The sequence below is a fragment of the Thalassotalea insulae genome (assembly GCF_030161395.1).
Taxonomy (GTDB): Bacteria; Pseudomonadota; Gammaproteobacteria; order Enterobacterales; family Alteromonadaceae; genus Thalassotalea_E; species Thalassotalea_E insulae.
Genome location: NZ_BSST01000001.1, coordinates 4,304,097 through 4,317,521, shown reverse-complemented (window position 1 = coordinate 4,317,521; position 13,425 = coordinate 4,304,097). Strand labels below are relative to the sequence as shown.

Sequence of the window (13,425 nt, the reverse complement as noted above, 5' to 3'; positions counted from 1 at the left end):
TCAAAAAGTATTTGATCAATCTTAGTGTTGAGGAAGTAGTAAAAGTAGGGAGGAATACACAAGGTGTGCTGATTTATAAATCAGCACACTCGTTTAGTTTATCTATATCTAAAATAGTAATGAGTTTACCGTCAACTTGAATAATGCCGCTCTTATGAAAACGGTTTAATAAGCGGCTAATAGTTTCCACGGTTAAACCAATATAATTGCCGATATCACTGCGGGTCATGGTTAAACGAAACTCTTTTGCTGATAAGCCACGTGCTTGATAACGAGCACTTAATGAGCTGATAAAGGTTGCTAAACGTTGCTCGGCATTTTTACGGTTAAGCAAAGTTAACATTTGTTGATCGGTTTTGATTTCACTGCTCATCATGCGCAAAATTTGTTTTTTTAATTTCGGCATGCTGTTCGATAGGTTATCTAAAGTATTGTAAGGGATCTCACAGACCATAGATGTTTCTAATGCCTTAGCAAAGCTTGGGTGCTCAGTGGCAGCAATAGCATCAAAGCCAAGTAAATCACCAGCGAGGTGAAAACCGGTAATTTGTTCTTCGCCACTTTCATTCACGGTAAATGTTTTAAAAGTACCAGAGCGAATTGCATACAAGGACTGCATTTTCTGACCGTCTTGGAACAGCTCTTCACCTTTATGGATTGGGCGTTTACGATCGATAATTTGATCGAGCGTATCCATCTCCCGATCGTTTAACGAGAAAGGCAGACATAGCTCACTAATACTACAATTTTGGCAGTGGATATGCTGCTGACCGGAACATTGATTCTTATACATAAAATCCTTTATCACTCAATCTTGGTTGCTACCTTTGCTATGGTATTAAAATAGGGTTCTGTATGCAATGTTTAATGTAAAAATGCCATAAGCAATGAGTAGTAAAGCGATGAACTTTCTGACGCGAACATTTTTGAATAATTGCTGCCCTTGCACTATTCCAAAAGATAAAAATAGCAGTGCGGGGAGTGTTCCTAAACCAAAACACATCATAATTAACGCCCCCGTTTTTCCACTACCACTAGCCAGTGACCAAGTTAAGGTTGAATAAACCAAACCACAAGGTAACCAGCCCCATAGTGCACCTAGTAACAATGCCTGCTTTAAGTTGTTAACCGGCAATAATTTTTTACTAAATGGCGAAATATATTGCCACAAGTGTTTGCCAAGCATTTCTACCTTAGTCAACCACATCAGCCATTGGCCCATATAGAGGCCGAGTAAGATTAAAAATATGCCAGCGATGATTTTTAATCCGGTGATCGGTAAACCGATATTTTTGGCGGCAAGTGAACCGGTAAAGCCGGCTATTGCACCAATCAATGCATATGATGAGATGCGGCCAATATGGTAACTGATAACGTAAAGTGGATGATTTTTAGCGTCTTTGGCTAAGGAAGAGGTAAACATGGTGGTGATTCCACCACACATGCCGATACAGTGCCCTGAGCCCATCAAGCCGATAATAAATGCGGAAAAATAATCGATTTCCATTAATTTAACTAAGCTTATAACTTTGGTATAGATGATATCACGCCGTTGAATCTAAAAGATAATTTTTTAAAAATCTTCGCTCTAAACTAGAGTCTGTTGATCTCAAGTTTGTTTTTGTAGCAACTTGTTTGGTATTGATACACTGCAGCGTTTGTGACCTGTAGTCATTCTACTCAAATCAAGCGGTAATGATTTTATGCTCCTGCAAAGTCACCTTATCCCACATCCATGCGGGGCAACACAGTAGAAATGCCAAACAGATGCTGCCTAAAGGGGTCAACTAAATTCAAACAGCAAAGATTAACAGCCCTTAATAGTTGCATAATTTTGTTAATTTGCCGCAAATGTGATTTGAATCAATCAATCTGCTTATTCAAGATAAAAAGCATGATCTCCAACAACAAATTGTTTTAGTACTTTCGATAAATTAGCTTGCACCTATCAGTTAACGGTAATAAAGGCAGTTAAAAAGTGAATGGGATAAGCAAAATTTGCTCAATCGTGGCGTTAGCTACTGTACTTGCGTTTTACCCTTTGGCGTTACATGCGAAATCCAGCCAGGTTTCCATCAGTAAAGCGCGTCAAAAGCAGCTTATTCACCTTGTGAAACAGGACTGCGGTTCATGTCATGGTATGACATTAAAAGGTGGCTTAGGACCGGCACTAACGAAAGAGGCGCTAAAAAATAAGCCCTTATTACTTTTACAAAACACTATTACCCACGGCAGGCCAGGTACGGCAATGCCGCCGTGGAAGTCGATCATTAATGAACAAGAAGCTTTGTGGATCAGCAAGCTGTTATTACAAGGGATGAACCATGAGAAAGAATAAATCTTTAGCAATAATCGCAGTAGCATTAGTCAGTGTGTCTTTACTGTCATCATGTAGTCAAACCACGGATGTCAAAGAAAATACTAAAGTAACAACACTGCGCTCAACTGGCGATATCGGCGTCATTATTGAAAGAGCTAGCGGCCAGGTGCAAATTGTCGAACATAGCAATAATTCCTTGCTGAGTGAATTGAATGGCCTAGGTGATTTATCTCATGCTTCGATCGTTTTTTCTCGTGATCAGCGTTATGCCTATGTCTTTGGTCGTGACGGTGGTTTAACAAAAGTGGATCTATTACAAGATAAGATTGCCAAGCGGGTGATTCAATCCGGTAACAGTATCGGTGGCGCCATTAGTCAGGATGGAAAACTGGTGGCGGTTTCCAATTACACCCCGGGTGGCGTTAAGGTGTTTAACAGTGAGACTTTGGCGTTGGTTGCAGATATTCAAGCGACGGTTGTGCCGAGTAAAGGGCATACTAAAGATGGACAGCCATATCGTTCTAAAGTGGTGGGATTGGTTGATGCACCGGGTAATAAGTTTGTTTTCAGCCTGTTTGACAGTCATGAAACTTGGATCGCTGATTTTTCCAAGCCAGAAATGAAACTGACTAAATTTACCGATATCGGTTTGTTTCCTTATGACGCACTGATCAGTCCTGACGGTAGATATTATATTGCCGGCTTATTTGGTGAAGATGGCATGGCGTTACTTGATTTGTGGCATCCAGAAAAAGGCACACGGCGTATTTTGCCCAATTATGGTAAAGAGGATAAAAAGCTGCCAGTTTATAAAATGCCACACCTTGAAGGATGGGCAATGGCAGGTGATTACGCTTTCGTCCCGGCCGTGGGGCGACACAAGGTGTTAGTCGTTAGCACTAAAACCTGGCAGCAGGTTGCAGAAATTCCGGCGCACAGCCAACCAGTATTTGTTATGGCACAGCCGGATAACCGTCAAATCTGGGTTAACTTTGCCTTTCCAGATAACAATACCATTCAGGTATTTAATACCGAAACCTTTGACTTGGTAAACACACTACAGCCAGGGCCGGCGGTATTGCATATGGAATTTACCCCAAGAGGAGAACATGTTTGGATCTCAGTTCGTGACAATAATGAAGTACAAATTTACGACACCAATAGCCAAGCTTTATTAAAAACCCTGCCAGTTAAAAGCCCGAGCGGTATTTTCTTTACTAATCGTGCTCACCAGATAGGTCTGTGATTATGAGTGAGTTAAATTTAAGTGAAGTGCGGTTAAGTGAATTACAGCAGCGGATCATTAATCGTTATCAAAAGGGTTTCCCACTAGTCGAACAACCTTACGTGGAAATTGCTGAGCAACTGGCGGTAAGTGAACAGCAAGTGATCGAAGCAATAGAAGAGCTTCATCGGTATCAGGCATTATCTCGTGTCGGTGCGGTATTTGACCATAAAAAGGCAGGCGCCAGTACACTTGCTGCCATGGCGGTACCTGAACAGCAATTGGATAAAATTGCCGCCATTGTTAATCAGTTTGAGCAGGTTAATCATAACTATGAACGGGAACATGATTACAACTTGTGGTTTGTCGTGACCGCCAGTGACTTGTTAGCACTTAATCGGGTATTAGAGCAAATAGAGTTATTGACTGGCTTGCCAATTTTAGTGTTGCCGATGGAAGCTTCGTACCATATAGATCTGGGCTTTACTATCGATTTTGCTAGCACCAATAGTACTGCAACAGTTAATAAGGTAGGGCACTAACGATGTCATTATCGATAAATTTAGCGACTAGCAAGCAGAAAAAAACACAGGTAACTATTTTTCCTGCATTAAACGCAGAGCAACAAGCAAAACTGCGCGGCTTGCTTGAGCAAGGACTGCCAACTTGCAGCAGACCTTATTTAGCCTTAGCTAGGAAAATTGGTTTGGCAGAATCGCCATTTATTGAGCAACAAGTGATTGAGCAGATAAAACTGTGGCAACAGCAAGGACTTATTCGCCGCTTCGGGTTAGTGGTTAAGCATAGAAAACTTGGCTTTAATGCTAATGCCATGGTGGTTTGGAATATTGCAGATACGGCAGTAGATGGCATAGCTAAACAGCTGTCGCAATGTCCGGAAGTGTCTTTATGTTATCGTCGGCCAAGACGATTACCGGATTGGCCATATAACCTATTTTGCATGATCCATGGCATTGAAAGGGCCAAGGTTATCTCCCAGTTACAAGCAATTACCGAAAGGTTAAATTTGAGTCATATCGAAAAAAATGTGTTATTTAGCACCCGGGCTTTTAAGCAACAAGGAGCTCGCTATGGCTGACAACATCATAAGCCTTAAAAAAGGAAAGTGCTAAGTATGAATAAAACAGCAACTTTGGCCGAACTGTCATCGCTAGATCGTAAATTGATCAACCTGTTACAAAGGGGCTTACCAATATGTGAACAGCCGTTTGCTCAAATAGCAACGGAAGTAGACGCCAGTGAACAGGAAGTGATCGCTGCATTAAACAAGCTAATGAGCGAAAAAGTGCTGACACGTTTTGGCCCTATGTATGACGCGGCCTGCTTAGGTGGTGCTTTTACTCTGGCCGCATTAAGTGTTCCGGAGCAAGATTTTGAGCAGGTTACTGAGCAAGTCAATAGTTTTGAGCAAATTGCTCATAATTATCGCCGTGATCATCTTTACAACATGTGGTTTGTTATCGCTACTGAATCGGAGCAGGAGATTGATCAGGTAGTTAATGCCATCGAGAAAAAAACTGGCTTAACGGTATTAAATGTTCCTAAACTGGAGGAGTTTTATGTCGGTCTCTACTTGCCAGTCTAACGAATTAACAGCGCTTGAGCGGCAATACATAGTGTTGACTCAACAGGGATTGCCGATTGTTGACAAGCCATATCATTGGCTGGCGGAGCAACTGGGTATTACCGTTGAGCAAACCTTGGTAATGACGGAAGACTTTAAAAACAGAGGCATTATTCGCCGCATTGCCGCTGTGCCAAATCATTATAAGCTGGGCTATCAATTTAATGGTATGACAGTATGGGATATTGACGATGCACAAGCGTCAAAATTTGGCGAACTGGTCGGCCGTTTGCCATTTGTCAGCCATTGCTATTTAAGGCCGCGTCATTTACCGAACTGGAATTACAACTTATTTGCTATGGTTCATGGCACAACTAAAGCAGAAATTCAAAAATATCGAAGCCAGATCAAAGATTTGTTGCAAGATGTGTTAGTAGAACGCAGCAGTGATGATGCAAATCAAGGTATTACCGTTAAATCCAATGATATGTTAACCAGTAGCAAGATTTTGAAAAAGACCGGATTGCGTCTTAAGCAAAAAACCATAGGGGCTTAGTGCGTTATGTTTAGAATATCTCAGTTACTCAAAACCTTTCATGATGATCTGCCGCCCAACAAAGCGCGAAAAATGCCGGGACCTGTGGTGATCTGGAACCTGATCCGCCGCTGTAATTTACGCTGTAAACATTGTTATTCGACGTCGTTAGATATGGATTTTAAGGATGAGCTTAATACTGAACAAATTAAAGCAACCATCGATGATCTAAAAGTGGCGAAGGTTCCTGTGTTGATTTTATCCGGCGGTGAGCCCTTAATGCGTCCGGATATTTTTGATATCACTCGATACGCTAAGAAACAAGGCTTTTATGTCGCTTTATCAACGAACGGCACCTTGATTAATGAAGCAAACATTGAACTGATCAAGCAGGCAGATTATCAATATGTCGGCATCAGTATTGATGGTCTGGAAGAATTTCATGATGAATTTCGCCAGCAAAAGGGCAGTTTTAAAACCTCGATGCATGCGATCAAACTCTGTAAGGAAGCGGGTATTAAAGTCGGTATGCGTCTTTGTCTGACCAGAGACAATTTCAACGATCTGCCGGCAATGCTTGATTTAATGGAAGAATATCAAGTAGATAAGTTTTATCTGTCCCATCTCAATTATTCTGGTCGAGGTAAGCGTAATACTGAACAGGACGCTATGTTTAAAATGACCAAAGAGGCTATGGCACTATTATTTGAAAGGGCATATTCCCATATTGAACAAGGCATAGAGACAGATTTCGTCACTGGTAATAACGATGCCGATGGGGTGTTTTTACTTAAATGGGTTACTGAAAAGTTTGGTGAAAAATACCCTGAGCGAGTCGCCAACTTGCATCAACGCTTGATTAACTGGGGCGGTAATGCCAGCGGGGTGAATGTCGCCAATATCGACAATACTGGCACGATACATCCGGACACTTACTGGTGGAACCACCCAATTGGGAATGTCAAAACACAAAAATTCTCAGATGTTTGGCAAAACACTCAAGACCCATTAATGCTGGCGTTTAGGCAAGAGCCCAGACCGGTTAAAGGGCGCTGCGCACAATGCCGATATTTAACTATTTGTGGTGGTAACACCCGAACCAGAGCGTTTGCCCAAACTGGTGATGCATGGTCTGAAGATCCTGGTTGTTATTTAAATGATGATGAAATAGGCGTTAGTCATTTAACCGAGCAGGCAAATAATGCGCGCATTCTGGCAATAGAAATTTAATTTTAGCAACTATGTCCCACTAGGCGACAGTAAAGGTATTAATATGACTCATTCAGCGACAGCAATCAAATATTATGGAAAATCGCAACTTAATGCCGGGGAAGTCGCCTTGGTCGGCTCAGGTCCAGGAGATGCTGAGTTGTTAACCCTTCGCGCAATGCGTTTTATTGAACAAGCAGATGTTGTTGTTTATGACAGACTGGTTAGTGAAGAGATTCTGACGTTGTTGCCGAAAAACTGTCAGCGATTTTACGTCGGTAAAGAACAGGCTAAACACTGCGTGCCACAAGCTCAAATTAATCAGTGTCTGGTTGATTTTGCAAAAGAAAATAAGCGGGTATTACGCTTAAAAGGTGGCGATCCCTTTATCTTTGGTCGTGGAGGTGAAGAAGCTGAGTTTTTACTTCAGCATAGTGTGAGTTGTCATATTTGTCCGGGGATCACTGCCGCATCAGGTTGCACCACTTATGCCGGTATTCCGCTAACCCATCGTGGTGTCGCTCAGGGCTGTACTTTTATAACTGGTCACATTCAGAATAATGACCAGCTAAATTTACCCTGGCAAAGCCTGACGAGCCCAAGTCAAACTGTGGTTTTCTATATGGGGATAAATACTTTACCGAAAATTGCTGAACAGTTGATTAAGCATGGCCGCGATGCAAATACACCGGCAGCGCTAATTCGCAAGGGTACACAACCTGAGCAGCAAACCTATCGCGGCACTATTGGCTCCTTGGTCGAATTGGTGGAAAAACATCAAATCACACCGCCAACTTTGATCGTCATTGGTGAAGTAGTTAATCAGCTAACCGGACAACAACTGAAAACCCCGGGTTTTTTGGATGCTAATGACTATCAATCGTTAGATACATTAGCCGTTAGATCTGCATAGAAATAATTGTTTGGCATAATTGGAGTCACTATGAATACCGCTTTTTCTCTGAATTCTTTATCTTTAGGCTTTTCGGGTGGCGTTAAATCGACGCTGGCGGCATTAACCTTTACCACCTTAACTTGTGGTCTTGCCGTGGCAAACGCTGGACAAACCCAAAAAAGTGCCGAGCAGCTTTATCACGATCATTGTCAGTCATGTCATGGCATTGCACGTATGGGAGCCATGGGACCTGCGTTATTTCCTGAAAATCTGTCTCGACTGAGAAAGAAAAAAGCATTGAAAGTCATTGAAAATGGCCGTATGGCCACTCAAATGCCTGCATTTGCCAAGGTTTTAAATCAAGAAGATATGGCAAAGCTGGTGGAATATATCTATACACCGGCAAAGGAAACCCCTAAGTGGACATTAGCTGATATCAAGACAACGCAAATACAACATTTTGACCAGAGTAAACTTGGCAATAAGCCGCTATTTGATGCCGATTTAATGAATTTGTTTATCGTAGTTGAACTGGGGGATCATTCGGCTACCTTGCTAAATGGCGATACTTTTGAAGCTATTACTCGCTTTAAAACACGGTTTGCCTTACACGGCGGCCCTAAATATTCGCCGGATGGCCGCTATGTTTATTTTGCCTCTCGAGATGGTTGGATCAGTAAATATGATATTTACAATATGAAGACCGTTGCCGAAGTGCGCGCCGGTATCAATACCCGTAATATGGCCGTTTCCTCCGATGGTAAATACGCCATAGTAGGCAATTATTTGCCTCACAACGTGGTTATTTTAGATGCTAAAGATTTAACACCAATAAAGGTGGTGGCAACAACCGATGCTAAAGGCGTTTCGTCTCGGGTTAGCGCCGTTTACAATGCACCACCACGTCATAGCTTTATCGTTGCACTAAAAGATGTTAAAGAGGTGTGGGAAATTCCCTACAGTGATAAAGGAGGCGTTGAAGTTTATAAAGGCTGGGCTCACGATTATCGTAAGGACAGTGGTGAAGGTAAAGTAGAGCAGTGGAAAGTCAACAGTGCATTTCCTATCCGTCGTATCGCCACCGAAGATTATCTTGATGATTTTTTCTTTGACCCGGACTACATTCATTTGATTGGTGCATCGCGTGATAGCCATAATGGTCAGGTGATTAATTTGGATGCGAAGAAGAAAGTGGCCACCATTGAAATGGCTGGGATGCCACATTTAGGCTCAGGTATTACCTGGGATTATCAAGGTAAAACTGTTTTTGCTTCGCCAAATATCAAAGATGGTAGGGTTTCTGTTATCGATATGGAGTCCTGGCAAGTGATCAAGGAGATCAAAACCGAGGGACCAGGCTTTTTTATGCGTAGCCACAGCAACTCTCCTTATGCCTGGGTTGACGTGTTTTTCGGGCCAAACAAGGAAAAAGTGCATGTTATTAAAAAAGACACTTTGGAAATTGTAAAAACCTTGGCGCCGGCACCAGGTAAAACAGCGGCGCATGTGGAATTTACCAAAGACGGTCAATACGTGCTGCTCAGTATTTGGGATGAAGAGGGGGCTTTGATTGTTTATGATGCCAATACTCTGCAAGAGCTTAAGCGGCTGCCAATGAAAAAGCCTTCAGGTAAATATAATGTCTTTAACAAGATTAATTATGAACGTGGTACCAGTCATTAAGGGGTATATAGGCGAGCTGTCGATTGGTATCAGGCTAAACTGACAACTTACGCAATAAATCATTTCGAGACTAGTGTGGTAGCAATTGTCTCGGGCGCTAATATAGCGGTCGGGCTTGTCTGCCTTTTTTGCTATGTGCCTTTATTCTTGGGAAAATCTTAGTTAATCGTCGTGTTATTTACTGTTAATTGAAAGCAGGGAATATATCGAACAATAGGATTAAGGTTGAGCACGGGTCAGGATGATGACAGGCCATCAAATGGCAAAACAGTAAGTACCGCAAGACAATGCAAGTTTTATTATTGGTAGCAATAGCTATTAGTAACGGCAGGTAGAAATTATATCAAGATTTCAGTACCGAAGTACTAATTGCCTATATTGAGGCTTGCCTAGTTTAGAGTTGTCTTTAATCTGGCTCCTATAAAGGAGCCGTTCCCGGTAAATTTACCACGTAAAATAAGCAATCATTGAGTGCGATTTTTTTATCAGCAGTTGCCATAAAAATTCGCATATTGGTGCGACAAACTAATTGATTGTCTCGTACGCTAAAATAGCGATCAACGACGTTTTCGTCGGCATCATTGATCAGCTCTAAGTTATCTAAGCCATGTTCATCAAGCCAACCGAGCATTTGTCCTTGCCGGGCACTGCCATAATTAAATTGCTCTATTTTTGAGGTTAGTGTGACACCATGGTAGCCCTCATTGTGGCAACTATAAGAGAGGCTGCGATGAGGTTTAAGCTTTAATCTTAATGGTTTATAAATGACATCGACCTGTTTTTTCTGGTGATAATGCTCCAACGAAGAACAACGGGCAATTTGTGATATCCCTGAAAATGCCACCTCGTTGGCTTGTTCATCGCTGGCACCACCACATTCTACGGTAATCGTTGGGCAGTTAAAATCTTGCTCCATTAGGGCGCCGAGCTTAATGTTGGATAAAATAATTGAGTCGCAGAAAAATGATGCCAGTGTTAACCCTTTTGCAGAAATTAATGTTGAGACCGCAAATGCCGGACCAGAGCCGGAAGTATTATGCAGATCGATTACAGCTTCAGGGTTTACTTCTTTGATCGCTTGTTCGATTAATTGTGCACGTTGATAAAATTCATTATCGCAGTGAGCGCCAAAGCAACGATTGAGATCAGGCGCACCATCTAAATAGCGGTGACTCAGCAAAGGGCTGGCATTGGCTGCTTCTACTGATGCGATAATAAATCTTAGGTTGGTTTCAGGTGGCTGCTCCGGCAAGGTAGTAGTGAGCCAACGGTGAATAGCGATCAGCCCAGACGGTTCATTGCCATGTAATAAAGTGACGATAACGCGGCATTTATCTGGATTCTTGCCATTAATATCAATGATCGTCGGAACGTCGAGTGAGAGTAAAAATTGCTGATAATCTGCTTTTAATGTCAACTCGTCCGGATCTGTTAAATATTCAATATCGCTAAAGTCTATATTCATACTTGCTCCCAGGTAGCAACAGGTTGACAGCTTCGACAATTATGCAAATAGCGTTGAACTAACTCTCGACAGGCATGTTCTTTATTCATGGTTTGCTCTAATGTTTTTAAGGTGTTTCTTTGCCATACAGCCCCTGTTATTTGTTTAGACAAACGCTGCTCTATTACTACTAAATAGTAGCTGGCTTCTTGCGGTGATATTTTGAGAGAGATCAAACCTTGGTGTGCTATTGGTAATAAGCTTGAGATAACTTGTTTTATATCAACTTCTTGAGGTTGATATTTATTGTTAAGTGGCCATAACACCTTAGCAGCCAGTCCGTTTTGGGCTGCACGATAGAAATTATATTCGGCAAATCTAAAAGGAATAAAAGCAATCATTTCATCGATAGTATCTACCAAACCAGCAGCTAATCCGATGGCAAATGCAGCATTGGCGACCATATCGATACTTGTAGGTCCTGCGGGAATAGCTCTAAACTCTATTCTGACATGACCTTTACCTTCAGGGCTATACACAGGGCGATGCCAAGGCCAGATAGTGCCTAAATGGCAACAGAGTTCAGTGAGTTCACTATGCTGTGTTGTGTTTTTAACTATTGGTAGTAAGGGCGGGTATAAGGCTACAGCTTCGGCAAAAAGTTCCCAGATACTGTTTCTTAACCAGCCATGACCAAAATTAACCCGCGTTGGCTGTTGCCACTGAAACTGATGACGCAGGCGAATATCAAGTGATTGCTTAAATAATGCGATTCGGGTTTCGTCCCAGAGAGATTTACCCATAAAAATTGCTGAATTTGCGCCAATTGCGGTGACAAAAGGTAAGGTTAATTGTGCGGCATTAAAAATTTTTACTAAAGCATCAGGCCGGGTCATTAAATGCACTTGAAAAGAGGTATTGGCACCTTCGGCGCATATGTCGGAAAAGTCGATAGACAGACTTTCGTCACCATTAATATTAATTTGAAAATCTTCACCACGCTGTTGATAAAGGTGCTCTGCTAAACAGGAATAGCGGGGAATATTGGTCATACATAGGGTATTAAGGTGTTCCTTACGTAATGTAGGTAATATGCCGATCGGAATAATATTGGTTTGGTGTTTACTGGCAAGGGATTCCAGTGTTGCTGTTTTAGCTCTGATTTCGTCTAATAGATGCGTAAAAGGGGTGCCTTGTAAATTAAAAGCTGAAAGGTTGAGCTCTAAATTATATTGGTTCAGCTCTGGCTGAAATTGTGGGTCTGCCAGTTCATTAATGAGTAACTGGTTGTTACGCTTGACCTCACCTTGATTATCAACCAGATACATTTCTAGTTCAGCACCAAGTTTTAGTGTCTCGTCACCAAACCCGGGACGAGCCAAAATAGCTTTAAGTGCTTCAAGCTGTTCAAAAAGTTTTGTTTGAAAGTGACTATAATCCCGATCAGAAAACTCAGTCTGATTAATCTTTTGTCCCATAAACATATTCCTTTTTGTTAACTGATTATCAGCATGTCATACTCAGATAAACGTAATTTTGATTAAGGTCAAAAAAACCGCAACTTAAGTAAAGCAGGGCGTCATTTATATGCAACAGCTTATTGAACAAGTATTAGCTCAGGTAAATTCGGTGGTCATAGGTAAAGAGCAGCAGGTCAAACTGGCGATGGCATGCCTGCTGGCCAAGGGACATTTACTGATTGAAGATTTACCTGGTATGGGCAAGACCACAATGGCACATGTGCTATCGATATCTTTAGGATTAAGCTATCAGCGAGTACAGTTTACCAGTGATTTATTGCCGTCTGATGTCATCGGGGTATCCATATTTGATCAAAACAAACAAAGTTTTACCTTACATAAAGGGCCTATCTTTAATCAGGTGGTGTTAGCGGACGAAATTAATCGAGCCAGTCCTAAAACGCAAAGTGCCTTACTGGAGGCAATGGAAGGTAATAAAATTAGTGTTGATGGTGAAACTTTGCAATTACCCGAGCCATTTTTTGTGATTGCCACGCAAAATCCGATGTTTCATGCCGGTACTTATCCGTTGCCTGAATCTCAGTTAGACCGCTTTATGATGCGGATTTCTTTAGGCTTTCCTGATATGGCTGCGGAGAAAAAAATATTATTAAGTGCGGGTGAACTGGATGTTTTAGATAAGTTAACACCGGCATTGCAACTTCAACAGTTGCAAAAAATTCAAGCTCAGGTTAGCGATATTTATGTTGCAGAACCGATCTTAGAATATGTAATTGCGTTATTTCAGTTAACTCGTAGCACGGACGGCTCGATTAATGCGTTGTCGCCTCGAGCAGGAATAGCATTGATTGCTGCTGCCAGGGCCTGGGCCTATATCGAAGGCCGGGATCATGTATTGCCAGATGATATTAAAAGTGTATTTAGTGCTGTATGTGAACACAGGATTGCTGGAACAATGCAGCTAACGGAAGGCCGCGAGCCAATTAGCCAGCAGTTACTAAAGAAGATAGACAGTGCAGAGCCCTTTGCTCGGAAATAACAGGTAAAT

At 41.9% G+C, this 13,425-nt stretch carries 14 protein-coding genes; 10 read left to right on the top strand and 4 right to left on the bottom strand.

Translation table 11 applies throughout. From position 1 onward, the window contains the following. Positions 1-73: 73 nt before the first annotated feature. Together fnr and QQK06_RS19310 are read right to left on the bottom strand one after the other, a co-directional pair. Positions 74-793 carry a fumarate/nitrate reduction transcriptional regulator Fnr gene (fnr, locus tag QQK06_RS19315; protein ID WP_284246470.1) on the bottom strand — a complete coding sequence of 240 codons (720 nt, stop codon included), beginning with the start codon at positions 791-793 and terminating at the stop codon, positions 74-76. 45 nt (positions 794-838) lie between these two features. Further along, positions 839-1,507: a sulfite exporter TauE/SafE family protein gene (locus QQK06_RS19310; protein WP_284246469.1), complete on the bottom strand. Its 669-nt coding sequence runs from the start codon at positions 1,505-1,507 to the stop codon at positions 839-841. Positions 1,508-1,978: 471 nt separating this feature from the next. On the opposite strand from QQK06_RS19310, the gene QQK06_RS19305 reads away from it, so the two are divergent. Genes QQK06_RS19305 through QQK06_RS19265 form a run of 9 tightly spaced genes read left to right on the top strand, consistent with a single transcriptional unit; the run spans position 1,979 to position 9,452 of the window. Beyond that, a complete protein-coding gene (locus QQK06_RS19305) occupies positions 1,979-2,338 on the top strand; it encodes a c-type cytochrome (RefSeq protein ID WP_284246468.1) in 360 nt (119 codons plus the stop codon). Beyond that, positions 2,325-3,566 carry a cytochrome D1 domain-containing protein gene (locus tag QQK06_RS19300; protein ID WP_284246467.1) on the top strand — a complete coding sequence of 414 codons (1,242 nt, stop codon included), beginning with the start codon at positions 2,325-2,327 and terminating at the stop codon, positions 3,564-3,566. Before QQK06_RS19305 ends, QQK06_RS19300 begins: the two co-directional genes overlap by 14 nt. A 2-nt stretch (positions 3,567-3,568) precedes the next feature. Next, the gene (locus tag QQK06_RS19295) at positions 3,569-4,087 is read left to right on the top strand and encodes an Lrp/AsnC family transcriptional regulator (protein ID WP_284246466.1); all 519 of its coding nucleotides are present in this window, start codon (positions 3,569-3,571) and stop codon (positions 4,085-4,087) included. 2 nt (positions 4,088-4,089) lie between these two features. After that, positions 4,090-4,644: a siroheme decarboxylase subunit beta gene (gene ahbB / locus QQK06_RS19290; protein ID WP_284246465.1), complete on the top strand. Its 555-nt coding sequence runs from the start codon at positions 4,090-4,092 to the stop codon at positions 4,642-4,644. 36 nt (positions 4,645-4,680) lie between these two features. After that, positions 4,681-5,151, top strand: coding sequence for an Lrp/AsnC family transcriptional regulator (locus tag QQK06_RS19285; protein ID WP_284246464.1), 471 nt, complete (start codon positions 4,681-4,683; stop codon positions 5,149-5,151). After that, positions 5,126-5,686 (top strand): siroheme decarboxylase subunit beta, encoded by a 561-nt coding sequence (gene ahbB / locus QQK06_RS19280; RefSeq protein ID WP_284246463.1) that lies wholly within the window; start codon positions 5,126-5,128, stop codon positions 5,684-5,686. The genes QQK06_RS19285 and ahbB (QQK06_RS19280) overlap by 26 nt, the downstream gene beginning before the upstream one ends. Before the next feature lie 6 nt (positions 5,687-5,692). Continuing rightward, on the top strand, positions 5,693-6,895 hold the full coding sequence (gene nirJ, locus QQK06_RS19275) for a heme d1 biosynthesis radical SAM protein NirJ (RefSeq protein ID WP_284246462.1): 1,203 nt from the start codon (positions 5,693-5,695) through the stop codon (positions 6,893-6,895). 43 nt (positions 6,896-6,938) lie between these two features. Then, on the top strand, positions 6,939-7,787 hold the full coding sequence (cobA, locus tag QQK06_RS19270; protein WP_284246461.1) for a uroporphyrinogen-III C-methyltransferase: 849 nt from the start codon (positions 6,939-6,941) through the stop codon (positions 7,785-7,787). 30 nt (positions 7,788-7,817) lie between these two features. Then, a complete protein-coding gene (locus tag QQK06_RS19265; RefSeq protein WP_284246460.1) occupies positions 7,818-9,452 on the top strand; it encodes a nitrite reductase in 1,635 nt (544 codons plus the stop codon). A 418-nt stretch (positions 9,453-9,870) separates the two neighbouring features. On the opposite strand, the gene QQK06_RS19260 is transcribed toward QQK06_RS19265, so the two are convergent. Both QQK06_RS19260 and QQK06_RS19255 read right to left on the bottom strand, forming a co-directional pair. Further along, on the bottom strand, positions 9,871-10,917 hold the full coding sequence (locus QQK06_RS19260) for a M14 family metallopeptidase (RefSeq protein WP_284246459.1): 1,047 nt from the start codon (positions 10,915-10,917) through the stop codon (positions 9,871-9,873). Further along, the gene (locus QQK06_RS19255) at positions 10,914-12,374 is read right to left on the bottom strand and encodes a glutamate-cysteine ligase family protein (protein WP_284246458.1); all 1,461 of its coding nucleotides are present in this window, start codon (positions 12,372-12,374) and stop codon (positions 10,914-10,916) included. The genes QQK06_RS19260 and QQK06_RS19255 overlap by 4 nt, the downstream gene beginning before the upstream one ends. A 109-nt stretch (positions 12,375-12,483) precedes the next feature. Here QQK06_RS19255 and QQK06_RS19250 point away from each other — a divergent pair, with 109 nt between their 5' ends. After that, positions 12,484-13,416: an AAA family ATPase gene (locus QQK06_RS19250; RefSeq protein WP_284246457.1), complete on the top strand. Its 933-nt coding sequence runs from the start codon at positions 12,484-12,486 to the stop codon at positions 13,414-13,416. Positions 13,417-13,425 lie beyond the last annotated feature (9 nt).